Raw genomic sequence first — 24,990 nt, forward strand, 5'->3', positions numbered from 1 at the left:
GCTGCTAACCCCAACAGCTGATTGCGCATTTCTGGAATGTCGAGATGGCGCCCGCATGTCGAGATTCCGGATCGGCGCGTGGCACGCGCCGTCCGGAATGACGGGCTAGGTCTTCGCCTTCTCGGCTTCCACCGCCTGCCAGCCGATGTCGCGGCGGCAGAAGCCGTCCGGCCAGTGGATGCGGTCGACGGCCTGATACGTGCGGCTCTGCGCCTCCGTCACGGTCTTGCCCAGCGCGCAGACATTGAGCACGCGGCCGCCATTGGCGAGGATCGCGCCGTCCTTCTCGACCGTGCCGGCATGGAAGATCTCGACCGCCTCGACCTTGCCGGCCTCATCGAGCCCTTCGATGCGGGTGCCCTTCTGGTAGTCGCCGGGATAGCCCTTCGCCGCCATCACCACGGTCAGCGCGGTTTCCGGATGCCAGCGCAGATCGAAGTGCTTGAGCTCCCCGTCGCAGGCGGCGAGGAAGGCCGGCACGATGTCGCTCATCATGCGAAGCATCAGCACCTGGCATTCAGGGTCGCCGAAACGCACGTTGAACTCGAACAGCTTTGGCCCCTGCGTCGTGAGCATGATGCCGGCGTAGAGAATGCCGCGGAACGGCGTGCCGCGCTGCTTCATGCCTGATACCGTCGGCAGGATGATCTTCGCCATGATCGCGTCGTGGATCGCGGGCGTCACCAAAGGCGTCGGCGAATAGGCCCCCATGCCGCCGGTGTTCGGGCCGACGTCGTGGTCGAACACGCGCTTGTGGTCCTGCGCCGAGGCCAGCGGAATGGCGGTCTCGCCGTCGCAGAGCGCGAAGAAGCTGATCTCGCGGCCCGGCAGAAACTCCTCGATCACGACCTCCGCGCCGGCCTCGCCAAAGGCGCCCTCGAACATCATGGCGATGGCATCCTCGGCCTCGCGCACGGTCTTGGCGACGACGACGCCCTTGCCGGCCGCAAGACCATCGGCCTTGACCACGATCGGCGCGCCCCGGCTCTGGACATAAGCGAGCGCATCCGTGGCGCTGGTGAAGCGCTTGTAGGCGCCGGTCGGAATGCCGAACTCGGTGCACAGCGCCTTGGTGAAGCCCTTGGAGCTCTCGAGCTGCGCCGCCGCCCGGCTCGGCCCGAACGCCTTGATGCCGGCGGCGGTGAGATCATCGACGATGCCGGCCGCCAGCGGCGTCTCCGGGCCGACCACGACCAGCTCGACCGCGTTCGCCTTGCAGAAGGCGATCACGGCGGCATGGTCGGTGATGTCGAGCGCCACGCATTCCGCCTCGCGCGCGATGCCGGCATTGCCGGGCGCGCACCAGAATTTGGTCACCAGGGGGGAGGCCGCGATCTTCCACGCCAGAGCATGTTCGCGGCCGCCAGAACCAAGCAGGAGAATGTGCATCGAAGGCTCGGAAAATGAGGGGTTTTGCTGGTCGCGGAGGTCGCACGAATCGGGGTGGGGCTCAAGGGGGGTGGGGCCGGGCTCCCCGGCATTCCGGGGAAGCGGCAATCCCCTTTTTACCTTCTCCTTGTAGGATCAGGTACAGACCCTGACGGAATTCGCCGCACCGATGGAGATGATGGCCACACCGTCCTGAAGGCCGCAACTTTCGGTGGCGCCATTCTGAACGCTGTACTAGCGTGAACGGGGGGACATCACATGGCACGGTTTGGGTCCGTATTGCTTTGCTTGGGCGCTATGCTGCTGTCAGGCTGCATAACCACTGCCATGCAGGGTTACGCTGACCGAGATTTACCGGCGCGGCCCATACAACGCATAGCCGCTTACGTCGTCGCGCCTACAGCACTGGCTTCCAGTTTCCAGTCGAGTATCGCTGAGGAATCGGCGAAGCGGGGTATTAGGGCCGAAGATGCTTACGCGCTCCTTCCACCGACGCGAACGTACACTGACGCGGAAATTCGGAAAGTATTGGCCGACAACAGCGTCGATGCAGTTCTAATCATAAATGTAGGGGACACGGGCGTCGTCAAGGAATACACGGGCACGTTCTTTCAAGGCCAATATTCGGGTTCGACCGACGTTAGCGGCACTGTTACACGCAACGGTAATATCTCGAATATTTCCCTCGCAGGAAGTACGTCCGGAACGATGACTGGAACAGCAACCCCTATGCACAGATACAGCCGCCAAACGGTGTTCAAGGCACGCCTCGTTGAACCAGCTACCGCAAGAAACCTCTGGGTGGGATCGGGAGAGGTGAGCGCGGGCGGCCGACTTTTCGTGGGAAACGGAAGCAGCGCATCAAGCTCTGTTTCTGCAATTTTTGATGATCTACGCTCCAAGAAGATAATCGGCGGCACCTCTTAGACGGCGAACCCCACAGCGGAGACAGCGCTACTTCAATGTGCAGCCCAACCGCTTGGCGTCGCGCGCGACTCGCACCGCGACCCTGACTGCGCGAGAACTACGGTGCCAGTGACACTAAATTCCAAAGCCAGTTGTAGTTTAGTGCACTCTCACAGTAATCACCTGCTCTGCAGGATTTGGAGTTTCCAGCACTGTCACCGTAATCGGAGGCCGCTACCGGTGGCAGCGATTGCCAATGGTTGCGGCTATGGGTGGGCGTGAGACACCAACGTCGACTGCATTGCGTTGAGATGCATTCCAACTAATACGTTCGTCCAATATCGTCACTCGTCTTAGTTGCACGCATCAGCGAAATCATCTAACAAAAGAGATCGTGTGCTGTTGCCGCATACGCGCATTAGAGGACTTAATGGGGAAGGCACAAAGGAAATCGACGTCAAAGGTCGAGCTTGAGAACGAGGACGATTTCGATGTCGCCCTTCACGACGGTGTTGAAGACGAAAGTCTGAAGGAGGATGCGCCCGTCAAAAAGTTCCAGATCACCAGCTACGGTGCCGATTACACGGTCGACAGCCTGGTGAAGCGGATGAAGGATGGAGCATTCAAGATTCCATCCTTCCAACGACGCTTTGTCTGGACGCTGAAGCACAGCTCGAAATTCATCGAGTCCTTGCTGATGGGTTTGCCGGTACCTGGCATTTTTTTATATAAGCAGCCTGATGGCAAGCATCTAGTTGTCGACGGTCAGCAACGCCTGAAGACACTGCAGGCATTTTATTCTGGGGTTCTCGAGGAGAAAAAATTCCGCCTTGCTGGCATACGTGAACCCTGGGCAGGCAAGAGCTTTTCCGACCTTGATCCGTCAGATCGCTTGAAATTGGATGACTCCATAGTTCACGCTACGATTTTTCAACAGGACGTTCCAGCTGACGTTCTCGACAGCATCTACTTTGTATTTGAGCGCATCAATACGGGTGGCATACGGTTATCGCCTCAAGAAATTCGCAATTGCATCAGCGAAGGTCCTTTCACTCAACTTGTTCAATCGCTCAACGATGATCCGAACTGGCGGAAAGTCTTTGGTCCTGTAAACAAACGCGCGAAAGATCAGGAGCTAATTGTCCGGTTTCTGGCGCTGTATCTCGATGGGGCGAAGTACGCACGCCCGATGGCGAAATTCCTTAACGATTTCTCTGACCGAATGAACAAGCAGACCATCGGCAAGTTGCAGGGAGCAGCCAAAGTCTTCAAAGAGACTATCGCGATGGTAGACGGCGCAATAGGAGATAACGCCTTTCGACCCGTGCGAGCATTAAATGCAGCGGTATTTGATGCAGTGATGACAGGCCTTGCAGTTCGGATGGCCCAATCGCCAACTCCAAAAAAAGAAGCGGTTCGAAAAGCATACGAGAAATTGCTTGCAAGCGACAAATTCCGCGAAGGCTGGCTGCGCTCCACCGCCGATGAGGAAGCCGTGAAGTTGCGCATTAGTCTTGCAACAAAGGCATTTGATGCAACCTAATGCACGCGATTAACACCAGATCAGCTGACTTGAGGAAGTACATAGATTCTCTCTCGGAGAAGTCCATCCCCGAGGAGACTAAGGCGCATCTCGTGCGCTTTGGTACTGTGCTGATTTGCGGACACGTAGAACGAGCCATCGAAGTTATCATACTCACTCGCCTCACGAAGAGGGCGCACCCTCGCGTGCTGAGTTTTATCAAGGCTCACTTCGCTCGCGGAAGAAACATGGATTGCGAGGCGATTGGACAACTGCTCAATCGTTTCGATGCGGATTGGTATCGGTCGTTTGTAGCCTTTGTGAATGCCAATGCTGAAGTCAAGGAAGGTATTAGCTCTTGTTACTCGGTGCGAAATTCCGTCGCGCATGGCGGCACCGGAAATCTTGGCGCCGCACGTCTGCAGCAACTTCTTGAACTAAGCATGAAGCTCATTGAGGGCGTCCAATCGGCCACCAACTGATCGCCACCTTCTTAGAGTCCAGAATGCTTCACCAAGATGCCTGTTCGGATTGAGCTGACTTGCGCACGGCCACAGTCAGTCCAGTGCTAGGTGGATGAACTCCAATAAGGATGTCCTACTTTATGCGCTGATGACGCTACAGCTACAAGCTGCTAGAACTTAAATACTGACGTTGCGATTGCAGTGCACAATATTTAATTCGAGGAAACTTTCAATGGTTAGGGCTGAGGCGAGTGGTATTCGTTTGGACGCGGCGGACGCCGCAATTGTAAAGGGAATGATAGAGCGCGGTGATCGGCAACACGACATTGCAGCATGGTTCGGCGTGAACGGAGGTCGCATTGGAGAGATCTCCAGCGGGGATAAATTTGGCTGGGTTGATCCGGCTCCCGCCGACGAATTGCCTCCACCGGGCCCTTATCTCTCTGGCAGATCGGCCCAAGCTGCTATCGACGCGTTAGAACAAGCCAAAGAGGCGCTTCTAGCTGCTGTTGCCGATATCGATCAGGCCTTAGAGGCAGCTCGAGAAGCCGAAGGATAGTCGGTATCTCGCTCCAGCTGCTTTCGGCACGGCGGTATCCAGATAAGTTCGGGGGACGAAGCCACGTCCTTCTCCCAGACGAGCCAAGCATATCCAGTTGCCGTAGATGCTTTGCGATCAAGCCTGCCCCGTACCATTGGCACGCGTTCGACGAACTGTGCGAACTTTGTAGGAGGGCTCTTCTGAAAGAGTGCCCTATACCTCCCCGAACTCTCGATAAAGACGGTCCGAACGAGAACAGCAACGCCAATGCGAGCAACAACTAGCGATCGATGTACAAACTCCTCGGCTAAACGAAAGGGAGGATTTGTAATCACCCAGTCTGCAGCATTCGCCTCGTAAGGAACCGCGAGGTAGTCGCGCAGTGATCCATATCCGTAAGAATAAGCATCTGACGATTTGACGGTGCCGAAGTATTCTTCGAGGACTCGCGCCATGTGACCGGCACCGCAGGCGGGCTCCAACGCAGTGGATCCGCTAAGCGGAAGCCGATCTTGGATAACGTGTTCGAGTAGAGCTCGCGTTGCCCATGGAGGAGTTGGAAAATCGTCTGGACTGTCGGAGGACTCGGTCCTCTGTGCCATTACAGCATGCGACCTGTTCTGCATTACTCTCGCCCCGCTGCCGCGAATCACGTTCTAATTTTGTTCTTAGCCTAGTTTACAGGCGGTTACCACTTAGCTCCCGCAGCCAATATCTAAGGTTGCGGCCAGTTTCTACGTGCTACGGTGACAGCGCGGGGCCCTAATCCGTCATTCCCGGGCTCGCGCCTAAGAGGGCGCGCCCCGGAATCTAGCTCTGCTTCCCAGCAATGATCTCCTGCAACGTCGCCACATGCCGCGCAAACGCGCCGCGGCCCGCAGCCGTGGCTGTCACCGTCGTCTGCGGCTTCTTCCCGACGAACGCCTTCTGCACCGAGACATAACCGGCCGTGGCGAGAGTCTCGATGTGCGCGCCGAGATTGCCGTCGGTGGCGCCGGTGAGCTTCTTCAGGCGCGCGAATTCGAGGCCGACCTCCGCGGGCAGCGCGTTCAGCCCGTAGGATGGGTTGAGCCCTTGCGAAACCCATCTCTTCTCGATCATCTCTCTCCGTAATTTCGACCGTCGTCTGCCCGATCGCCCGCCCAATCGGCCGGATAGTTACCAAGCTCGACGTGACGGTGAAACGAGGATGGCGCCCCGTCGCGGACGCGGTCGACGAGTCGATGCTTGACCGGGTTGATGTGAACATAGTCGACATGCCGGACGAAGTCGGTTTCGTCGCGAATGGTGTGCTCCCAATATCGGCGTTGCCAAATTCCCCGCTCACCCCTGGCCAAGCGGCTCTGGGATATGCTTTCGTTTGGCGCGAGACGGCGCGAAAAGGCTGACTTGATCAACTGCCAGCGCATTGCAAAATCCGCGTCACCTTCAGGCAACGTCCATACCGTGTGGAGGTGATCGGGCAACACGACGATGGCATCGATCGTGAATGGATGGCGCTGCCGTGTCTCACGAAACGCCGCGCGCAACAGCTCGACATGATCGGTCAGCAACGACAGCTTCCGCTCCGCCAGATTGACGGTGAAGAAGAAGCATCCACCCGGAACGAAGTTGCGACGGCACGCGGTCATGGCACGAGGTTACCACGAAACAAGTGCGATGGGTTTCGCAAGGGCTCAACCCATCCTACGGCCTCGCAGCGCTAAACCTGCTTCCCCGCAATGATCTCCTGCAAAGTCGCAACATGCCGCGCGAAGGCGCCGCGGCCAACCGCTGTGGCGGTCACTGTGGTCTGCGGCTTCTTGCCGACGAAGGCCTTGTCCACCGAGACATAGCCCGCCTTGGCGAGGGTCTCGATATGGGCACCGAGATTGCCGTCGGTGGCGCCGGTGAGCTTTTTCAGGCGCGCGAACTCCAGTCCGACCCCCGCAGGCAGGGCGTTCAGCGCCGCCATGATCTTCAGTCGCAGCGGCTGGTGGATGATGTCGTCGAACTTGGCCAAGTCTAGCTCCGCCGCATCCAGAGGCCGCTGCGCTTGCAGCAAGGTGCCACGAGCAATGCCGTTGAGTTACCCAGATAACTCTGTATTACAGAGTACTCTCTTCAAATCAACTTAGGGATTGGCACTGCGCGGCGAAAATCCTTAACGTCGGGTCTGACCCCAAAATGCCGAATCGATTGCTAGATGCCGCCTGCGGAACAACTTCACAACGCGCCCGAATTCACCGTCTCCGAGCTCTCGCAGTCCCTGAAGCGGACGGTGGAGGACACCTACGGCCATGTCCGGGTCCGCGGTGAGATCTCCGGGTTCCGCGGCGCGCACTCCTCCGGGCACTGCTATTTCGCGCTCAAGGACGAGAGCGCCAAGATCGAGGCGGTGATCTGGAAGGGCGTGCACGGCCGTATGCGCTTCAAGCCCCAGGAGGGGCTCGAGGTCATCGCGACAGGCAAGCTCACGACCTATCCGGGCTCCTCGAGGTACCAGATCGTGATCGAGGCCCTGGAGCCGGCCGGCATCGGCGCGCTGATGGCGCTGATGGAGGAGCGCAAGAAGAAGCTCGCCGCCGAGGGCCTGTTCGACGAATCGCGCAAACAGCTCTTGCCCTGGCTGCCCGAGGTGATCGGCGTCGTGACCTCGCCGACCGGCGCCGTCATCCGCGACATCCTGCATCGGCTCGAGGATCGCTTCCCCCGCCGCGTGCTGGTGTGGCCGGTCAAGGTGCAGGGCGAAGGCTCGGCCGAGCAGGTCGCGGCCGCGATCCGCGGCTTCAACGCGCTGCCTGAGGGCGGCCGGATTCCGCGGCCCGACGTCTTGATCGTCGCGCGCGGCGGCGGCTCGCTGGAGGATCTCTGGTCGTTCAACGAGGAGATCGTGGTGCGCGCGGCGGCCGAGAGCATGATCCCGCTGATCTCGGCCGTGGGCCACGAGACCGACATCACGCTGATCGATTTCGTCGCCGACAAGCGCGCGCCCACGCCGACGGCGGCGGCGGAGATGGCCGTGCCGGTGCGCAGCGAATTGTTCGTCGAGGTCGCCGATCTCGCACGCCGCACCCGCGCCTATTGGCAGCGCGCCCAGGAGAGCCGCCGCAGCGAATTGCGCGCCGCCGCGCGCGCGCTGCCGGCGGCAGGCGATCTGCTGGCAATCCCGCGGCAGCGGCTGGATTCGGCGGGCGCGTCCCTGCCCCGCTGCCTCAAGGCCAACACGCATGCGCATTTCCGCAGATTCACCGCAGCCAGCGCAAAGCTGACGCTGCGGGTGCTGCACGGCCAGATCTCGCAGGCCGATCACCGCCTCACCGTGTGCGGCGAGCGGCTTGGCCTGTCCGCACGCTCGCTGCTGCGGCAGCGCCGCGACCGCTTTGCCGGGCTGGAGGTGCGCCTGCGCGCCTCAAAGCTGTCGAATGCGCAGGCGCAGCGCAACGCCATTGCTCGCCAGCGCGAGCGCACGCACCGGCTGGCCGAGCGCGCACAGCGCGCGCTGGCAACGCTGCTGCACCGGCTCGATACCCGCGTCGAGAACAGCGGCAAGCTGCTTTCGGCGCTGTCCTATCGCAGCGTGCTCGCGCGCGGCTTTGCCTTGGTGCGCGATGAAGCGGGACATCCCGTGCATGCGGCGGACTCGATCGGTCCCGGCGCTCGTGTCGAGATCGAATTCGCCGACGGCCGTCTCAGTGCGACCACGGATGCGGATCGCGCTGTGCCGGCGGCAAAGCGCGCGCCGTCGCAGCCGAAGCCGGCTGACACAAAGCCCGCGCCGAAGCGCGTCGGCAAGCCGGTGGATCAGGGCAGCTTGTTCTGAGGCGCGAGGGTGCTGGCACGCCGTCGCTGTCATTCCCCGCCACCGGGTCTCGCCTTCGGCGAGCCCGATGACAGGCTCCAGCGGGAAATCCAGTACGCCGAGGCTTCTCGGTGAATCACAGGGGTCTCGGAGTACTGGATCGCCCGCCTCCGCGGGCGATGACCCTGTGTGTGAGGCGCGAGCGTGCCAAGCGAGCTGCGCGCACCGTCTCGCCTACCGGCAGGACAATCCCGCGTCGATCGTGGTCCAGAAGCCGCAATGTTCCGGCGCGTGCATGGGTGCGCCGGCGTGGGCTTCGAACAGGAAGACGGCGACGGTGAAGACGATCAGGGCGGAGGCGAAGAGCGTGATGCGGTTGCGCATGAGGATTGCGTTTAATCGACATCGTGGTCGAAAGATGGCGCCGTCGCGCATTGAAACCGGCACTGCACGCGATCCGTAGATTCCCGGTCGGCCATCAGGCTCCGTGCAGGGCGGTGGTCGATGCGGGGCTGTCCGCCTCACCTTGTTCCTCGGGCGGCCCCGCTTAGCGCGCCAGCCACTCCGCGACTTCCTTCTGCGACTCCGCGCGCGCTATCGCATCCGTGCCGAGATGGCCGTGCTCGGGTGCGGCGGCGTCGCCGCTCGCAGCGGCTGCGTGCAGCGGCGTGTTGGCGCGGTCGAAATCGTGGTAGGCGCCGGGATAGACCACGATGCGCGCGAGCGCGCTGCGGCCGTGCGCGCCATCCACCATCTGGCGGCAGGCCGGCGGCGAGGAAACATCGTCATTGCCGCCGATCAGCACAAGGGTCGGCACCCGCGTGCTCCAGCCCAAGCCGGCGGAAATCCGGCAATCGGGATAGAACGCGATGGCGGCGCGGAAGTCCGGGCTCGCGTCGCGCGCCCCGCCCTGCGGCCGCACCGCCCAGAGCAGCGCGCTGGCGCCGTTGGCCCAACCGATCAGGCTGACGCGGCTGCGCGCCACCCAGGTCTGCTTCATCAGCCAGGCGCGTGAGGCCGCGATGTCGGCTACGCGCTCGCGCCGCGCCTTGACGTGCATGTCCTTGACGCGGCATTGCGGACCGAGCTCGCGCGAGCCGTAGCTGTCGGGCAGCAGCACGGCATTGCCCGCCTTGAGCAGGCGCTCGGCCCAGTCACGATAGCGCGGCAGCACCGGTTCGGAATGGTTGCCGAGGCCGCCGCAGCCATGCAGCGCGATCACGGTCGGAAACGGCCCCTCGCCTTCGGGCTTGTAGAGCTGCGCATGCAGCACGCCCGAGGAAAGCGGAATATCGACCTGCTGCGGCGCCGGCGACGCATGCGCGGCCGGCATCAGCAGCATCAGGAACAGGGCGGTCAGTCGAAGGCGCATCGGCGTCTGCGTCAAAATGCTTCGGCCCAGCACTATCACGCGGAAACGGCGGCAAAACATCACAAACCGGTGGGTTTAACGGGCGGACAGGCCGCCCTATCTATGCTACATCCCGTCCAACACACGTGCCCTCCCGGGTTTTCCACGGAGCGGCCCTTCCACGGAGACTTTCGACCGTGCTGAACAAGTTTGGCCCCTCGGGCCATGGCGAAGCGCAGGTGCAGTATCTCGACGGCGATTTCCGCGTGATCTCGCCGGGGACCTTCGTGCGCTGTGCCATCACCGACACGCGCATCCCGCTCGACGAGCTGAAATATTGGAGCGTCGATTTGCAGGAAGCCTACGCCACGCCCGCGGCGGTGCTGCAGCGGCACTTTCCGGGCGCGCTGAGGCAGCCGTGATGCTTCGGCTCTCGTAGGGTGGGCAAAGGCGCAACGCGCCGCGCCCACCATCACTCCGCGATGGCAACGAACATGGTGGGCACGCTTTGCTTTGCCCACCCTACGAGATCGAGATCGGGGCATCGTTCGGTTATTGCTGCTCGGGACCATCCCCGCCCACGCAAGTCTTGATCGCACTCTTGCGCGCTTCGCCGACGATCTTCTGATCGATCGCCTGCTTCAGGCAATCGAGCCGCGCCTGCGCCATGCAGAGCTGCATCTGGTCGCTCTTGTCCTGCCCCTTCAGATTTTGCGTCGTGGCAAGACAGGTCACGCGCTTGGTCGCGGGAACCGGCACGGTGGCGGTCGGACTTGGCGCCGGCGCCGGCGCTTGCGCCAGCACCGGCGCAATGATCAGACACACAAGGCTGGCGGCCAAGGCTGCGGACGGCAATCTCATCGAATTCTCCTGATCGTCCGACATCGATAGGCGCCTTGCGATGAATATCGCCTGAATGGCAGGCCGCTGCGGGATGGCCGGGCGATGCAGCGAGGCACGGCGATGAAAGTACCTGCATCCCGACAGCGTTCGCGCGCGCCCCTGCCAGTCTCACAGCCGAAATGATCTTCGTCGCACCGGTCTCGTTGCATCGAGCAGCGCGTGCACTCAATGGTGAGTCATTTCGCGCTGTGGTTGGATTCTTTGTTGCAATTCGGCGCGCTTAAGTTGTTTGACGAAGTCTTGGTGAAACACAGTGCTGCTATCATGCGTGTTAGGTAATTGGCCCTGCTGTTTTTATCGCGCAGACAATCAAGTCAACCAAAAGCCGTTGAGCATTGGAATTGGCTCAGTCTGTGAACGGGCTCATAACGAAGAGCCAATCTGACGGGCTACGATCACCTCGAAAATTTGCAGGTGGAACATCAGTCAATCGAATATGGACCGATGAGGGTGATCATGCCCACCATATTGGACCTGCTCTATCGTGAATATTGCCGCGCCCGTCTCGCTGAAATGCGCAAACAGCTTCTGATCGCAACAGAACGCTTCGAGGCTCTCGATGCTGATTGTCATCCGGCGGATCAGGGTGACGAGAATGAGATGACGGCGCACCACAGGACCGGCCGCAACGGGCCGCATTGAAGCGGCTCGAAGACCGGCGATCTCTCCCGCGTAGCAATGGCCAAGCAATTGGCTGCAGTTTGGGAGGAAGCGATGAATACACCTGAATGCTATACCTTCATGGTGGCCTGCGCCTCGTGCCTGACCATTATCGGAATGATCGCCGTAGGGGCGTGGTAAGCACGACCGAGTGCTGAGCCGCGATCCGCGGAATCATCGCCTGGAAAACAGCCGCTCGCGCGCCTTGTAGAGGTGATCGCTGATCAGCTGCCGCAGCCTTGCCGGATCGTCGAAGGCGAGCTGCACGGCGAACGGCACGATGCCGCCTGGCACATCGTCGCGGCCGCGCAGGCGCGCGAGATCCTTTTCCGTCGTCACCAGCGTGAGCTGCTCGCGCCGGGCGTCCGCCGCAAGCAGGACGAGCTCGTCATGTGAGAACCTGTGGTGATCGGCAAAGGGGCGCGTGCGCGCGACATCGATGCCGCAGGCGCGCAAGCTGCGGAAGAAGCGCTCGGGATCGCCGATGCCGGCGAAGGCGAGAACGGACTTGCCGGACAGCTGCGCGACCGAGGCCGCATCCGGCGTCAGGCGCGCGCGCAGCCTGGGCTTGCCGCGCCTGTCGAGCTCGGCGGCGACATCGTCCGCGGCATGGCCATCGCCGATCAGCACCAGCGCATCGGTACGCGCGAGCTGCGCCTTGAGCGGCGCACGCAGGGGGCCGGCCGGGAACACCTTGCTGTTGCCGAGGCCGCGCTCGCTGTCGATCACGATCAGCGAGACATCCTTCATCAGCTGTGGGTTCTGGAAGCCGTCATCCATCAGGATCACGGTGGCGCCTTGCGACTTCGCCAGCGCGACACCGTCGACGCGGTCGCGCGCGACCGCGACGGGAACGTCGCGCACCATCATCAGCGGCTCGTCGCCGACCTCAGTGGCGGTGTGGCGCGCGCGATCGACCATCACGGGACCGTGGAGCCGTCCACCATAGCCGCGGCTGAGCACCACCGGCGTTTCGCCGAGCTCGCGCAGCAGCTTCGTCAGCGCCAGAACGGTCGGCGTCTTGCCGGCGCCGCCGACATGATAATTGCCGACGCAGATCACGGGAATGCCGGCGTCAAAGCCCTTGCGCGCCATCCGGCGTGCGGTGATGGCGCCGTAGAGCGCGCCCAACGGGCTGAGGAGATGCAACTTCGGGGAACGTGGCCGGTACCAGAAGGCCGGCTCACGCATTGGCGGCCCCCATCTCGATCCGCAGCTGCAACAGATAGGGCTCGAGCGCGCTCATGGTGCGGTCGAGCGCGCCGCCGAGCTGATCCACCACGCCGCTGCCGGCGCGCTGCATCTTGTCGCGCACGGTGGGGTCGGCCAGGAGCTGGCCGAGCTGCTTGACCAGCGCTTCCTGCGTGTCGGCCTGACGCGCGCCGCCGCTCGCATCGAGCGCCTCGAAGACGTCGGCGAAGTTGAAGACGTGCGGGCCATGGACGATGGCGGCCCCCAGCTTGATCGCCTCGATCGGATTCTGCCCGCCATGGCGGATCAGCGATCCGCCCATGAAGACGATCGGCGAGAGACGATAGAACAGGCCGAGCTCGCCCATGGTGTCGGCGACATAGACGTCGGTCGCGGCGGTCGGCAGCTCCTCGCGCGAGCGCAAGGCGGGCTTCAGACCGGATGCCGTGATCAGCCCCGCGATCGAGGGGCCGCGATCGGGATGGCGCGGCACGATCACGGTGAGGAGCTGCGGAAAGAAACCGGCGAGGCTGCGATGGGCCGCGACCAGCATCTCGTCCTCGCCCGGATGGGTCGAGGCCGCAACGATGATCGGACGCCCGCGCGTCATCGCCATCAGCCGCTCCAGCCTCGCCGGATCGGCCGGCGGCGCGGCAACGTCGAGCTTGAGATTGCCTGTGGTGACGACGTTGCGGCCGCCGAGCGCGGAGAAGCGCTCGGCATCGGTCTTGGACTGCGCCAGACAAATGTCGAAACGCGACAGCAGCGCCGAGATGGTGCCGTGCATCCGCCGCCAGCGCGGGAAGGAGCGCGGCGACATCCGCCCGTTGATCAGCACCATCGGCACCCGGCGGGCCGCGCCGGCCAGGATCAGGTTCGGCCACAGGTCGGATTCGATGAACAGCGCCAGCGACGGCTTCCAGTGGTCGAGGAAGCGCGCGACGTAGCGCGGCGAATCATAGGGCACGTATTGATGGATGACGTCGGGCGGAAAGCGCTTTGCGACCACGGCCGCAGAGGTCACGGTGCCCGAGGTGAGCAGGATGCGCAGGTTGAGGTCGCGCAAGCGCTCGATCAGCGCAGCCGCGGCCAGGACCTCGCCGACGCTGGCGCCGTGGATCCAGACCAGCGGACCGTGCGGTCGGACGTCCCGGGACAGGCCCCGCCGCTCGCCGACGCGCGCAGGATCCTCCTTGCCCTGCTTCAGCCGCCGCTTGATCAGCGCAGGCGCCAGCGGCACCAGGCCGCTCGCCAGGCGCTGATACATCCGCAGCGTCATCGGAATCGAACTAGCCATCTGCGGGTCCCGGACGGCCGAGCTGCGCATAGGCGCGGCGGGTCGCCTCGTTCAACGTCTCTTCCAGCTCGAGCCGCAGGGTTTCCATCATGGCCGCGTCGGCGTCCGGCGGAACGTGGATTTCCTTGATGCCGACCAATGCGCCGCGCCCGAATGGCAAATTGATGGTGGTGCGGTCCCAGTTCTTGAGCCGGATGAATCGGCTGGTCGCCATCGCGAAAGGCATGATCGGCCGCCCCGATTCCCGTGCCAGCATGATGATGCCGAGCCCGGCCACGCGCGCGCGCTTGGGGACATCGGCGGTCAGCGCGACATTACAACCGTCCTCGAGCGTCCGCACCATTTCCTTGAACGCGCCGACCCCACCCTTGCGGTGGAAGGCGCCGCCATGGTCGCCGGAACCGCGGATCGTGCCGATGCCGAGCCGCTCGGCGGCGATCGCGTTGTACTCGCCGTCGCGGTGCCGCGAGATCAGGACCCTCGCCTTGTAGGAGTCCTTGTTCTTGATGAACGGGGTGAGGAAGTGCTGACCGTGCCAGAACGCGAAGATCGCCGGGATCTGCGGCTCGACGATCTCATAGACGTCGGGCGGATCGAACGTGAATGTGTTGGTCCGCCAGACAAAGCGCAGATATTCGGCCGCCAGGACCCCGACGGCACGCTGAAACCAGCTGCTTCGCAGCGTATTGCGAAGCAGTTTCTTCAACGCGCCGGCTTCGATTCTTGATTCGGGTCGAGCAGCCGGTGGAGGTGGACGATGAAATAGCGCATCTGGGCGTTGTCGACCGTGCTCTGCGCCTTGGCCCGCCAGGCAGCGTGTGCGGTCGCGTAGTTCGGATAGAGGCCGACGATCTCGACGTCGTCCAGGTTCTTGAACGTGTTGTGCTCGAGATCGACGAGCTCGCCGCCGATGACGAGATGCAGCAATTGTTGCGGGGCACTATCTGACATGGGTTCTGTTCCTAACGGGCTGCCCGGCAAAGCAGTGTTCGACAAGCACGACGAAAGCGCTTTAGGCTATGGGGCGGTTTCGAAAATGCGAGACAATGCTCGCATGACGATCGCGACCCGCTGCCACCAGCACCCCGTGCGCCACTTCCCGGCGGTTATAGAGGATGGGATCTCCGGAGAGATCGCTCATCCTACCATCCGCTTCCTGCACGATCAAATCGGCCGCCGCAAGGTCCCAATCATGGCTGTTGCCACCCGCAAAAGCCGCATCCAGCGCGCCATGGGCGACCCGGCACAGGCGCAGCGCGAGCGAGCCGATTCGCGGATGCAGCTTGATGTCGCCGAGCGACGGCTTCAGCCGCTCGACCAGGGACTTCGGCCCGGCGACGCGGGCGAAATCGAGTGCGGAGCCGCCGGCCGCCTGCACGGCCTCGCCGTTGAGCGTGGTGCCCTGGCCGCGCGCCGCGAAGAAGAACTCGTCGCTGGCCGGCGCGTACACCGCGGCCAGCACCGGCGCGGCATCCTCGACCAGCGCGACGCTGACGCACCATTCGTCATGGCCGTTGAGATAGTTGCGCGTGCCGTCGATGGGATCGACCACCCAGGTCAGGCGCCGCGACAGCCGCGTCGAATCGTCGGCGCTCTCCTCGGACAGCCAGCCATAGGCTGGAGTCGCCGAGCGCAGGCGCGCCTCGAGCAAATCGTTGACGGCGATGTCGGCCTCCGACACCGGCGAGGACGCGCCCTTGATCCACTTCCTCAGCTCGGTGCGGAACATCGAGTGCGCGAGGCTGCCCGCCTCCCGCACCGTGTCTTTCAGCAGCGCCGCATCACGCGTCAGGATGGTTTCGAGGGAGTGCGCGTCAACGTCCGCCAAGCGTCAAACCCTCGATGCGCACCGTCGGCGCATTGATGCCGTAGCGGAACTCCAGATTGTTGGCCGGCTGCATCGACTTGAAGATCTCGAACAGGTGGCCCGCGATCGTCACCTCGCTGACGGGATAGGTGATCTCGCCGTTCTCGATCCAGAAGCCGGAGGCGCCGCGGCTGTAATCGCCGGTGACGCCATTGACGCCCGAGCCGATCAGGTCTGTGACGTAGAACCCCTGGCTGATGTCGGCGATCAGCTCGTCCGGGCTCGGCGTGCCGGCTTCGAGATGCAGATTGTAGGGTCCCGGCGAGGGCGAGGAGGAGACGCCGCGATGGGCATGGCCGGTGGTGACGAGGCCGAGCTCGCGCGCGGTGGCGCAGTCGAGCAGCCAGGTCGTCAGCACGCCCTCGTCGACCAGCGCGGTCCGCTTCACGGCAACGCCTTCGGCATCGAAGGTCTGCGAGCGCAGGCCGCGTTTGCGCAGGGGATCGTCGATGATGCGGATGTTCTTGGCGAACAGCTGCTGGCCGAGCTTGTCCTTGAGGAAGCTGGTCTTGCGCGCGATCGAGGCGCCGTTGATGGCGCCGACGAGATGGCCGACCAGCGAGCCCGCGACGCGCGGATCGAACACGACCGGCACCTTGCAGGTCTCGACCTTGCGCGGATTGAAGCGCGCCACCGTGCGCTCGCCGGCGGAACGGCCGACGACCTCCGGCGACAACAGATCGGACGCATGCGGCGCCGAGGTGAAGTCGTAGTCGCGCTCCATGCTGGTGCCTTCGCCTGATATCGCGGTGGCCGAAATGCCCTGGCTGGAGCGCAAATAAGAGCCGTGGAAGCCGGTCGAGGTGACGAGCACCATGCCGCCCATGCCGGCGGACGCCGATGCACCGCCGGATTTGGTCACGCCCTTCACGGCGAGCGCGGCGGCTTCAGCCGCGAGTGCGCGGCGCTCGAGCTCCGATGTCGCGGGCACGTTGGGATCGAGCAGATCGAGCTCGGGGAAGTCGCGCGCGAGCAGCGCGGGATCGGCAAGACCGACATATTTGTCTGATGGCGCGACCTTCGCCATCGCCACCGCGCGCTCGGCAAGCTTGGTCACCGCATCGCCGCTGACGTCGTTGGTCGAGACCACCGCCTGGCGCTGGCCGACCAGGACGCGCAGGCCGACATCGTCGCCCTCGGACCGCTCGGATTCCTCGACGCGGCCGTCGCGCACCTCGACGCCCTGCGAGACGCCGCGCACCGCGACCGCATCGGCCGCATCCGCCCCGGCGCGCTTCGCCGCCTCCACCAGCCGGTGTGCGAGATCGGACAGCGCGGACTGATCGAACAGATCGCGATTGGCTTTCGGCGAAAGCGTCGAGCTTGGTGAAGGGTTCACAAACGAAATCCTGTTGGGGGCGCGGGAGGTTTCGGGGCGGCAAGCGCCCCGAGCACCAGATGTGCCCAAATGGTGCGGACTTCAAGCATTTTCAGCCCGCAAAAGGCTCAGATTCGCGGCTCTCGGGCAACGTCTTGTCAATCATGCGCGGCGGTGAGGTTGGATTAACCAGCCTTTTTAAGCGGTTTCGGAAACGGCCGCGCTAAAGTCCCCGCATCGACCGGGAACATAATCCCGGCGGGGAGAATGAGCCGTGAGGCGTCAAACAGCAACATGCGGGGTCGCTCCCGCCGGGTCGAGCCGCTCCCTGCGGCTCGACCCTCTTTCCCTTCCGGTCCGCTTCGATGCGCACGATCCGCGCGCCGACGGATACACCCGGCAGATCGAGCTTCATCGCGAACGCGTCGTGCTGCGCCGTGCCGTCCACGGCATGCAGATGGCGATCAACGTGCGCGTCAGCGACTTCGTCGGCATTGCGCTGCGCGGCAATGACGAAGCGCAGGCGCTCGTCCTCGTGCATCGCGATCCCTCGCTTTCCGTTCCGCTGCTGGTCGGCGCCGATGGCGAAGAACTCAGCGAAGCCTGGGCCGTCTGGAGCGAGCTCTTCGCGCTGCCGCAGCTCGACGAAGGTGCGCGCAAGCCCGCAGCCCGCCGTCGCCGCGCCAACGCGATCCGCGCCCGCCGCCCGAAATTCTTGATGCGCCGCCGCGCCGGCATCGCGCGCGAGCTGCCGGTTCATCACGGCGAACGCGAGATCATCGCGCGGAACTGAGGTGCCGTAGGGTGGGCAAACCGAAGCGTGCCCACGTCTTCTATCCATCATTGAGAGATCGTGGGCACGGCGCAAGTGCGCCTTTGCCCAACCTACGAGAGCTGCGAATTAAGCCGCCCGCATCACCGCATCCAGCAGCAGTCCCGCAAACAGCAGCAGACCCGCATCGCGGTTCGACTTGAACAGGCGCAGGCACAGCGCCGGATCGTGGATATTCAGCCGCACGATCTGCGAGGCGAGGTGCGCGGCGAAGGCCATAAGGCCGAACCAGGCCGGCCAGCGCACATCGCCTGAAGCCAGCGCGACACCGATCAGCATCACCGCGAGACCGTAGAACAGGATCAAGGCCTGGTGCGTGTGCGCACCGAACAGGCGCGCGGTGGATTTGACGCCGATCAGCGCGTCGTCCTCGGCATCTTGATGCGCATAGATCGTGTCATAACCGATGACCCAGGCGATCGACCCGGCATAGAGCACCAGCGCGGTGACGTCGATGCGTCCGAAGGTGACTGCGAAGCCCATCAGCGCGCCCCAGGAGAACGCGAGCCCGAGGAAGACCTGCGGCCACCAGGTGACGCGCTTCATGAAGGGATAGACGGCGACGACCACGAGCGAGGCGATGCCGGTCACGACGGCGAAGCGGTTGAACTGGAGCAGCACGAGGAGGCCGACCAGCGCTAGCGCCACCAAAAAGGCCAGCGCCTGCTTCACCGTAATTTGGCCCGCGGGCAGCGGCCGCGAGCGGGTGCGCTCGACCCGGGCGTCGAGGTCGCGGTCGGTGATGTCGTTCCAGGCGCAGCCTGCCCCACGCATCGCAAAGGCGCCGACGAAGAACAGCACGATGGTGAGCGGCAGGCGGCGGACATCGTGCGCCATGCCGCTCGCGAGCGCCGCCGACCACCAGCACGGCATCAACAAGAGCCAGGAGCCGATCGGACGATCGAAGCGGGACAGGCGCAAATAAGGTCGCGCCCAATGCGGCGCGAGCGTATCGACCCAGTTGCCGGTGGAATCGGCAACGCGGGCGGATGTGTCGCTCATCGGGTGAGGACGTTGCCGTTGAGCGTGTCGAAGGTGCTGCCGCCTTTCTTGCCGGCATTGGCTTCAGGCGCCGAGCCCGACCCCAACACCTCGCTCAGCGACGGGCCGGCCGGCCGCGCCTGTTGTTGCTGCATCTGCTGTGCAACGTTGCAGACCTTCGTCGCCATGGCCTCGGTGTTCTTGTGGCCATCCTTCATCTGCGCGCCGACCTGCGGCGGGATTCCGCACTTCGCAGCGTTGGCCTCGATGTACTTGATCATCTTCGTTTCAGCCTGGCTGAAATTGCGGATCAGCTTGCAGGCCTCGTCCGGCGGGGCGTGACGGTCGCTCGCGGCCTTGATCAGCTTGCCGCGCTTCTCGGCCTCCTCGCGCAGAGGCATGAACGCCTTCATGCAGTCCTCACCGGGACCAGCCTGCGTCGGCGGAGCGGCGCTGAAGGCGCCGGCGCCGCCGATGGGCGCAGCGCCATTCACGGGAAACGAGGATTGCGGTGCCGCGCCGACAGAGGCGGTCGGCGCCGAGCCGTTCACGGGCGGAAAGGCCGAGCTGCTCGCAGCCTGGTTCGGCAGCGGCGCCGGGAAGGCGCTTTGCGCGCAGGCGCCCGCGGCGCCCAGGCTGACCATGGCGGCAGTGATCGGAACCATCAAATGACGGATCATGAAGAGAGTTTCTCCGGCAGGAGCTTACGGGGTTCGGCGTCTTCCCAATTGAAGCGCAACCAGCATGTTCGCGTTTTTACGATTCCCGCCGACCCTTAACAACCCGTCGAATAGGGCAAGAGCGCGGCGTCGGGACGCACCAATTTGGCGATATTTACCCCCGAAAGCGCTGCTTTGAGTTAAGAACGCCGGCAAATCGGACCTTCGAACCATGCCCTCCCACGATTTCCGCGCGCCCCGCCTGTACGTCGACGCTCCCCTGGCCCAGGACGCCAGGGTCGCGCTGGACCGCGACCAGAGCAATTATCTCGGCAACGTGCTGCGGCTGGCCGCGGGGGCGGAGGTTTTGGCCTTCAATGGCCGCGACGGCGAGTGGCAGGCCGCCATCGAAGGCCGCAAGCGGCCGGATGGACTGGTGATCCTGCAGCAGATCCGGCCCCAGGACCGGCTGGCCGACCTCGCTTACGTCTTTGCCCCACTCAAGCATGCCCGGCTCGACTACATGGTCCAAAAGGCCATTGAGATGGGGGCCGCCACGCTGCAACCGGTGCTGACCCGGTTCACCCAGGCCTCCCGGGTCAACACCGAGCGGATGCGCGCCAATGTCGTCGAGGCGGCCGAGCAATGCGGCATCCTGAGCATCGCCACCGTTGCCGAGCCGGCGCCGCTGGAACGCTTCCTCAGCCAGCGCGGCGCCAGCCGGCTGCTGATCTTCTGCGACGAGGCCGCGGAGGTCGAAAACCCCGTTCAGAGCCTGCAAAATGCACGGGAGGCCGCCGGCCACGGCATCGACGTGCTGATCGGCCCCGAAGGCGGCTTTGCCGAGGAAGAGCGGGCCTTGCTGCAGCGGCAACCCAAGATCCTGCGGCTCGCCCTCGGGCCACGGATCATGCGGGCGGACACAGCCGCCGTGGCGGCGCTGGCGCTGGTGCAGGCGGTGCTGGGCGATTGGGCCCGCCGGTCCGTGTGATTCCGCGGATTGGCCAGCCGTTAAGCGATTGATCCATTGGAGGTCGAAACCGCTTTCGGGCCATGCTAAGGGCTGCGCCAATTCGCCTCCCCCTTTTCTGCCCGGTTCCGCCGGGACGATGGACCCCTGTGATGACCGCGACTGCCACCACAAATGCTGCCGGCTCCGCCGCCTGGGCGGATACGCTGCTGTTGTCGTTCGCGCAGGCCGGATACATCCGGGCCGAGCCCGCGATTCTGCAACCGGCTGAGCCGTTCCTGGACCTCTCCGGCGAGGACATCCGCAAGAGCCTGTACCTGACCACGGACCTCTCCGGCGAGGAGCTCTGCCTGCGTCCGGACCTCACCATCCCGGTCGCCCGCGACTATCTCGCATCTGGCCGCGCCGGCCAGCCGGCCGGGTTCAGCTATCTCGGTCCGGTGTTCCGCTACCGCAGCGGCCAGGCCAGCGAATTCCTTCAGGCCGGCATCGAATCGTTCGGCCGCCAGGACCGCGCCGCCGCCGATGCCGAGATGCTGGCGCTGGCGCTGGAAGCGACGAGCGCGTTTGGCGTCCGCGATGTCGAGATCCGCACCGGCGACGTCGCGCTGTTTAATGCGCTGCTCGACGCACTGAATCTTTTTCCGGTCTGGCGCCGCCGCCTGGTCAAGGATTTCAACCGCAAGATCAGCCTGGAGAAGGATCTGGAGAAGCTGGCGGCCGCGGCCGCCGCGACCCGCAGTGAATATGAGGGCGTGCTCGCCGCGCTGGCCGGCTCCGACCGCAAGGCGGCACTCGCCTTCGTCACCGATCTGATGTCGATCGCCGGCACCACCAATGTCGGCGGCCGCACTACGGCGGAGATCGCTGATCGCTTCCTGGAGCAATCGACGCTGAAGGGCGGCGCGCTACCGCGCGAGGCGATCGCCGTGCTCAAGCGCTTCCTGTCGATATCCGGCAATCCGGACGATGCCATCGCCGAGCTGCGCGCGCTCACGCTTGACGCGAAGCTCGATCTGTCTGCCGCAATCGACCAGTTCGAGAGTCGGGTCGGCTTCATGGCAGCGCGCGGCATCGACGTGAAGCAGACGCGCTTCTCGACCGCGTTCGGTCGCGGTCTCGACTATTACACCGGCTTCGAATTCGAGCTGCATCACCGCGGCAACGGCGCCGAGCCGCTGGTCGCCGGCGGCCGCTATGACGGGCTGATGACCCAGCTTGGATCGGCCGAGCCGATCCCCGCCGTCGGGTTCTCGGTCTGGATCGAGGCGCTGAGCCGGATCGGCCGCAAGGTGGGAGCTTAAGTCATGAGCGCGCCGTTCGTTCTGGCCGTTCCCTCCAAGGGCCGGCTGCAGGAAAACACCGAAGCGTTCTTCGCCCGCGCCGGCCTCAAGCTGTCGAAGGCCGGCGGCGCCCGCGATTATCGCGGCACCATCGCAGGCCTCGACAATGTCGAGGTCGCCTATCTCTCGGCGAGCGAGATCGCCTCGCAGCTCGCCCGCGGCTTTGCGCATCTCGGCGTCACCGGCGAGGACCTGGTGCGCGAGAACATCGCGGACGCCGACAAGCGCGTATCCCTGATCGAAGGCCTCGGCTTCGGCTATGCCGACGTCGTGGTCGCCGTGCCGCAGGCGTGGATCGACGTCCGCACTATGGCCGACCTCGACGACGTGACCACCGGCTTCCGCGAGCAGCATCACATGCGGATGCGGGTCGCGACCAAGTTCATCAACCTGACCCGCACGTTCTTCTCGCAGCACGGCATCACCGACTACCGCATCGTCGAAAGCGCGGGCGCCACCGAAGGCGCGCCCGCCGCAGGCAGCGCCGAGCTGATCGTCGACATCACCACCACGGGCGCCACCCTCGCCGCCAACGGCCTGCGGGTGCTCGACGACGGCGTGATGCTGCGCAGCCAGGCCAATCTGGTCGCCTCGAAGGACGCCGACTGGTCGCCGCAGGCGCGCGAGACCGCGCGCGTCATCCTCGACCACATCGCCGCGAGAGCGCGGGCCAACAAATATCGCGAGGTCCGCACCCGCTTCCGCCAGTGCGACGCGGCGCTGCTCGGCGAAGCCCACAGCCGGTTCGGCGTCGAGGCCCCGTTCGGCGGGCCGACCTCGTCAGGCATGCTGACGCTGCACTGCCCGCCGGGCCAGCTCTATGCGCTCGCCAGCTTCCTGCGCGAGCATGGCGCCGAGACGGTCTCGGTGGTCTCGCTCGACTATGTATTCGACAGGGAGAACCCGCTGTTCGCCAAACTCGAGGCGTTCCTGCGGCGGTGAGCCCAAAGTTTGTTGAGCTGTTCCGTTCAGCGTAGCGACAGCAAACGGCAGCTACCATATGCTGTTGAGATGATCTTGAACGCTTCTGGAACCTTGATCGATGACGCTGGGCTCTGATGTTTCCGGCCTGACGACCACCGCAGCGAACGCCGCCGCGAAGGGACTGTCGATTGTCGTGCCCGTCTACAACGAGGCCGCAGGCCTTGCCGCCCTGCACCAGCGCATCTGCGATCTCGCCAGGACCTTGCGCCAGCGCTATCGGCTGTCCTGTGAGGTGGTCTATGTCGATGACGGCAGCGCAGACGCGACGCTGTCGATTGCCCGTTCGCTGCCGGCCGACGCGATCGATGTCCAGGTGGTGTCGCTGTCGCGCAATTTCGGCAAGGAGGCGGCACTGATGGCCGGCCTCGATCATGCCCGGCTCGGCGCCGTGATGTTCATGGACGGTGACGGTCAGCATCCGCCTGCTCTCATCGAGCAGCTGGTGCGGCACTGGATCGATGACGGCTATGACGTCGTCTATACCGCCAAGGCGCACCGCGATAACGAGACCTTCCTGCGCCGGCTCGCCGTGCACGGCTTTTACGCCCTGATCAACTGGGGCGCCCGCCAGAAAATTCCGGAGGACGCCGGCGACTTCCGCCTCCTGTCGCCGCGCGCAGTCACGGCGCTTCGGCAACTGCCCGAACGCAACCGCTTCTTCAAGGGCCTCGCCAGCTGGATCGGCTTCCGCCAGATCCGTGTCGATTACGAGCCGGCGCCGCGCGCCCATGGCGTCACCACCTTCAATGCCGCCCGCCTGCTCGGCCTGTCGATCGAGGGCCTGACCTCGTTCTCGGTGGCGCCGCTGCGCTTCGCCAGCCTGCTCGGCGTCATGCTCGCCGGCGTCGCCTTCCTGTTCGGCCTCTCGATTCTCTGGGAGGTCTTCACCACAGGCAAGCAGGTCCCCGGCTATCCCTCGCTCGTGGTCGGCCTGATGACGATCGGCGGCGTGCAGCTCATCATGATCGGCATCGTCGGCGAATATATCGGCAAGATCCTCTCCGAGCTGAAGGCGCGCCCGATCTACTTCGTCGCCGAGCACAGCGAGAAGCATTTCGAGGCTGATGACGCCGCCAAGAGGACCGCGGCCGAATGAGCGCGGCCGCGAGCCTGCGGCGGATCTGGCTCTGCGCCGACGATTACGGCATCAGCCCGGGCGTCAACCGCGCCATCCGCGACCTGATCGAACGCGGCCGCCTCAACGCGACCTCGGTGATGATGGTCGGCCCCGCGATCGAACGCGGCGAGGTCGAAGCGCTGCAAGCTTCCGCGAAGGCAAGCCCGCGCTGCGCGATCGGATTGCACGTGACGCTGTCGGCGCCGTTCCGGCCGCTCACCATGCATTTCCGCCCGCTCGACGGCGACATGTTCTTGCCGTTTCCAAAGCTGCTGCGCGCCGGTCTCGCGCGCCGGCTCGACCGCGAATTCTTTCGCAGCGAGGTGAAGGCGCAGCTGGCGGCCTTCGTGGAAGCGTTCGGCCGCGCGCCCGACTTCGTCGACGGCCACCAGCACGTGCAGCTCTTTCCGCAGGTGCGCGACGGCTTTGTCGATGCAGTCGCTGAGACCGCGCCGAAGGCCTGGGTGCGCCAGGGCGGCCGCAACCTGCCGCTCTCACAGCGGCTGGCCTCACCGAAGGCCATGGTGCTCGACATCCTCAGCGCGCAATTCCGCCGCCGCGCGGGTAGCGCCGGACTCAGCTTCAATCCGGGTTTTGCCGGCGCCTATGATTTCACGCGCGCGGCCGATTTCGGCGCATTGATGCGGCAGTTCCTCGAAGGCCTGCCCGATGGGGGCCTCGTGATGTGCCACCCCGGCTTCGTCGATGACGTCCTCACCGGCCTCGACCCGATGACCGATGTCCGTGAGCGCGAGCATGCCTATCTCTCAGGCGATGCCTTTGCGCGCCTGCTGGCTGACAGCGGCGTCACGCTGGGGTGAACCCGGCCGAAAACAAGCCGCGGGTCAGCTTGTCGCATACCGAAATTTAATATGGCCGGCACTGTTGGGGCCATAATGGAACCCTACATCTTG

Annotated in this window: 28 protein-coding genes; 13 read left to right on the forward strand and 15 right to left on the reverse strand. The window is 64.2% G+C overall.

Annotation, left to right across the window (positions count from 1 at the left end; genetic code table 11):
- Positions 1–105 precede the first annotated feature (105 nt).
- Complete coding sequence (gene purD / locus AC5V87_RS35185) at positions 106–1,389, reverse strand: phosphoribosylamine--glycine ligase (RefSeq protein WP_495369211.1); 1,284 nt, start codon at positions 1,387–1,389, stop codon at positions 106–108.
- Positions 1,390–1,917: 528 nt separating this feature from the next.
- Here purD and AC5V87_RS35190 point away from each other — a divergent pair.
- The 4 genes from AC5V87_RS35190 to AC5V87_RS35205 all read left to right on the forward strand — a co-directional run bounded on the left by AC5V87_RS35190 (position 1,918) and on the right by AC5V87_RS35205 (position 4,840).
- Complete coding sequence (locus tag AC5V87_RS35190; RefSeq protein WP_495369212.1) at positions 1,918–2,316, forward strand: hypothetical protein; 399 nt, start codon at positions 1,918–1,920, stop codon at positions 2,314–2,316.
- 409 nt (positions 2,317–2,725) lie between these two features.
- Positions 2,726–3,838 carry a DUF262 domain-containing protein gene (locus tag AC5V87_RS35195; protein ID WP_495369213.1) on the forward strand — a complete coding sequence of 371 codons (1,113 nt, stop codon included), beginning with the start codon at positions 2,726–2,728 and terminating at the stop codon, positions 3,836–3,838.
- Entirely contained in the window at positions 3,838–4,299 is a 462-nt protein-coding gene (locus AC5V87_RS35200) for a HEPN domain-containing protein (RefSeq protein WP_495369214.1), read from the forward strand. The genes AC5V87_RS35195 and AC5V87_RS35200 overlap by 1 nt, the downstream gene beginning before the upstream one ends.
- 214 nt (positions 4,300–4,513) lie before the next feature.
- Positions 4,514–4,840 (forward strand): hypothetical protein, encoded by a 327-nt coding sequence (locus tag AC5V87_RS35205; RefSeq protein ID WP_495369215.1) that lies wholly within the window; start codon positions 4,514–4,516, stop codon positions 4,838–4,840.
- A 792-nt stretch (positions 4,841–5,632) separates the two neighbouring features.
- Here AC5V87_RS35205 and AC5V87_RS35210 read toward each other — a convergent pair.
- The 3 genes from AC5V87_RS35210 to AC5V87_RS35220 form a co-directional block, all read right to left on the reverse strand.
- Positions 5,633–5,923, reverse strand: a complete 291-nt coding sequence (locus AC5V87_RS35210; protein ID WP_495369216.1) for a winged helix-turn-helix domain-containing protein — start codon at positions 5,921–5,923, stop codon at positions 5,633–5,635.
- Entirely contained in the window at positions 5,920–6,453 is a 534-nt protein-coding gene (locus AC5V87_RS35215; protein WP_495369217.1) for an REP-associated tyrosine transposase, read from the reverse strand. The genes AC5V87_RS35210 and AC5V87_RS35215 overlap by 4 nt, the downstream gene beginning before the upstream one ends.
- A 71-nt stretch (positions 6,454–6,524) precedes the next feature.
- The gene (locus AC5V87_RS35220) at positions 6,525–6,824 is read right to left on the reverse strand and encodes a winged helix-turn-helix domain-containing protein (protein WP_495369218.1); all 300 of its coding nucleotides are present in this window, start codon (positions 6,822–6,824) and stop codon (positions 6,525–6,527) included.
- 183 nt (positions 6,825–7,007) lie between these two features.
- Here AC5V87_RS35220 and xseA point away from each other — a divergent pair, with 183 nt between their 5' ends.
- Positions 7,008–8,624, forward strand: coding sequence for an exodeoxyribonuclease VII large subunit (gene xseA, locus AC5V87_RS35225; protein ID WP_495369219.1), 1,617 nt, complete (start codon positions 7,008–7,010; stop codon positions 8,622–8,624).
- A 213-nt stretch (positions 8,625–8,837) separates the two neighbouring features.
- Here xseA and AC5V87_RS35230 read toward each other — a convergent pair whose 3' ends face one another.
- Together AC5V87_RS35230 and AC5V87_RS35235 are read right to left on the reverse strand one after the other, a co-directional pair.
- Complete coding sequence (locus AC5V87_RS35230) at positions 8,838–8,987, reverse strand: hypothetical protein (protein ID WP_456842550.1); 150 nt, start codon at positions 8,985–8,987, stop codon at positions 8,838–8,840.
- 163 nt (positions 8,988–9,150) lie between these two features.
- Entirely contained in the window at positions 9,151–9,975 is an 825-nt protein-coding gene (locus AC5V87_RS35235) for a dienelactone hydrolase family protein (protein ID WP_456842549.1), read from the reverse strand.
- Between the two features lie 176 nt (positions 9,976–10,151).
- Between AC5V87_RS35235 and AC5V87_RS35240 the strand changes: the two genes are divergently transcribed.
- Positions 10,152–10,376 carry a DUF2093 domain-containing protein gene (locus AC5V87_RS35240; RefSeq protein ID WP_495369220.1) on the forward strand — a complete coding sequence of 75 codons (225 nt, stop codon included), beginning with the start codon at positions 10,152–10,154 and terminating at the stop codon, positions 10,374–10,376.
- Between the two features lie 130 nt (positions 10,377–10,506).
- Here the strand turns inward: AC5V87_RS35240 and AC5V87_RS35245 are convergent, their stop codons facing one another.
- Positions 10,507–10,815, reverse strand: a complete 309-nt coding sequence (locus AC5V87_RS35245) for a hypothetical protein (protein ID WP_495369221.1) — start codon at positions 10,813–10,815, stop codon at positions 10,507–10,509.
- Positions 10,816–11,313: 498 nt separating this feature from the next.
- Between AC5V87_RS35245 and AC5V87_RS35250 the strand changes: the two genes are divergently transcribed.
- On the forward strand, positions 11,314–11,499 hold the full coding sequence (locus AC5V87_RS35250; protein ID WP_456842547.1) for a hypothetical protein: 186 nt from the start codon (positions 11,314–11,316) through the stop codon (positions 11,497–11,499).
- 192 nt (positions 11,500–11,691) lie between these two features.
- On the opposite strand, the gene lpxK is transcribed toward AC5V87_RS35250, so the two are convergent.
- The 6 genes from lpxK to AC5V87_RS35280 form a co-directional block, all read right to left on the reverse strand.
- Positions 11,692–12,708 carry a tetraacyldisaccharide 4'-kinase gene (gene lpxK / locus AC5V87_RS35255; protein ID WP_495369222.1) on the reverse strand — a complete coding sequence of 339 codons (1,017 nt, stop codon included), beginning with the start codon at positions 12,706–12,708 and terminating at the stop codon, positions 11,692–11,694.
- A complete protein-coding gene (locus tag AC5V87_RS35260; protein ID WP_456842545.1) occupies positions 12,701–14,035 on the reverse strand; it encodes a 3-deoxy-D-manno-octulosonic acid transferase in 1,335 nt (444 codons plus the stop codon). Before AC5V87_RS35260 ends, lpxK begins: the two co-directional genes overlap by 8 nt.
- Positions 13,998–14,711 carry a lysophospholipid acyltransferase family protein gene (locus tag AC5V87_RS35265; RefSeq protein WP_456842544.1) on the reverse strand — a complete coding sequence of 238 codons (714 nt, stop codon included), beginning with the start codon at positions 14,709–14,711 and terminating at the stop codon, positions 13,998–14,000. The genes AC5V87_RS35260 and AC5V87_RS35265 overlap by 38 nt, the downstream gene beginning before the upstream one ends.
- Positions 14,708–14,956, reverse strand: coding sequence for a DUF4170 domain-containing protein (locus AC5V87_RS35270; protein ID WP_027551945.1), 249 nt, complete (start codon positions 14,954–14,956; stop codon positions 14,708–14,710). The genes AC5V87_RS35265 and AC5V87_RS35270 overlap by 4 nt, the downstream gene beginning before the upstream one ends.
- A gap of 61 nt (positions 14,957–15,017) precedes the next feature.
- Positions 15,018–15,833 (reverse strand): 3'(2'),5'-bisphosphate nucleotidase CysQ, encoded by an 816-nt coding sequence (locus AC5V87_RS35275; protein ID WP_495369223.1) that lies wholly within the window; start codon positions 15,831–15,833, stop codon positions 15,018–15,020.
- Positions 15,820–17,211 carry a TldD/PmbA family protein gene (locus tag AC5V87_RS35280; protein ID WP_495369224.1) on the reverse strand — a complete coding sequence of 464 codons (1,392 nt, stop codon included), beginning with the start codon at positions 17,209–17,211 and terminating at the stop codon, positions 15,820–15,822. Before AC5V87_RS35280 ends, AC5V87_RS35275 begins: the two co-directional genes overlap by 14 nt.
- A 253-nt stretch (positions 17,212–17,464) precedes the next feature.
- Here AC5V87_RS35280 and AC5V87_RS35285 point away from each other — a divergent pair, with 253 nt between their 5' ends.
- Positions 17,465–17,983 (forward strand): DUF6101 family protein, encoded by a 519-nt coding sequence (locus AC5V87_RS35285; RefSeq protein WP_495369225.1) that lies wholly within the window; start codon positions 17,465–17,467, stop codon positions 17,981–17,983.
- 108 nt (positions 17,984–18,091) lie between these two features.
- Here the strand turns inward: AC5V87_RS35285 and ubiA are convergent, their stop codons facing one another.
- Together ubiA and AC5V87_RS35295 are read right to left on the reverse strand one after the other, a co-directional pair.
- Positions 18,092–19,024 carry a 4-hydroxybenzoate octaprenyltransferase gene (gene ubiA / locus AC5V87_RS35290; protein WP_456842540.1) on the reverse strand — a complete coding sequence of 311 codons (933 nt, stop codon included), beginning with the start codon at positions 19,022–19,024 and terminating at the stop codon, positions 18,092–18,094.
- Positions 19,021–19,683, reverse strand: a complete 663-nt coding sequence (locus tag AC5V87_RS35295) for a hypothetical protein (protein WP_456842539.1) — start codon at positions 19,681–19,683, stop codon at positions 19,021–19,023. The genes ubiA and AC5V87_RS35295 overlap by 4 nt, the downstream gene beginning before the upstream one ends.
- A 211-nt stretch (positions 19,684–19,894) precedes the next feature.
- On the opposite strand from AC5V87_RS35295, the gene AC5V87_RS35300 reads away from it, so the two are divergent.
- The 5 genes from AC5V87_RS35300 to AC5V87_RS35320 all read left to right on the forward strand — a co-directional run bounded on the left by AC5V87_RS35300 (position 19,895) and on the right by AC5V87_RS35320 (position 24,897).
- Positions 19,895–20,653 carry a 16S rRNA (uracil(1498)-N(3))-methyltransferase gene (locus tag AC5V87_RS35300; RefSeq protein ID WP_495369226.1) on the forward strand — a complete coding sequence of 253 codons (759 nt, stop codon included), beginning with the start codon at positions 19,895–19,897 and terminating at the stop codon, positions 20,651–20,653.
- A 131-nt stretch (positions 20,654–20,784) separates the two neighbouring features.
- Positions 20,785–21,936 (forward strand): ATP phosphoribosyltransferase regulatory subunit, encoded by a 1,152-nt coding sequence (locus AC5V87_RS35305; RefSeq protein ID WP_495369227.1) that lies wholly within the window; start codon positions 20,785–20,787, stop codon positions 21,934–21,936.
- A 3-nt stretch (positions 21,937–21,939) separates the two neighbouring features.
- The gene (hisG, locus tag AC5V87_RS35310) at positions 21,940–22,917 is read left to right on the forward strand and encodes an ATP phosphoribosyltransferase (RefSeq protein ID WP_456842537.1); all 978 of its coding nucleotides are present in this window, start codon (positions 21,940–21,942) and stop codon (positions 22,915–22,917) included.
- A 100-nt stretch (positions 22,918–23,017) separates the two neighbouring features.
- On the forward strand, positions 23,018–24,055 hold the full coding sequence (locus AC5V87_RS35315; protein WP_456842536.1) for a glycosyltransferase family 2 protein: 1,038 nt from the start codon (positions 23,018–23,020) through the stop codon (positions 24,053–24,055).
- Entirely contained in the window at positions 24,052–24,897 is an 846-nt protein-coding gene (locus tag AC5V87_RS35320; protein WP_495369228.1) for a ChbG/HpnK family deacetylase, read from the forward strand. The genes AC5V87_RS35315 and AC5V87_RS35320 overlap by 4 nt, the downstream gene beginning before the upstream one ends.
- Positions 24,898–24,990 lie beyond the last annotated feature (93 nt).

The sequence above is a fragment of the Bradyrhizobium sp. SOJA106 genome (assembly GCF_059448745.1).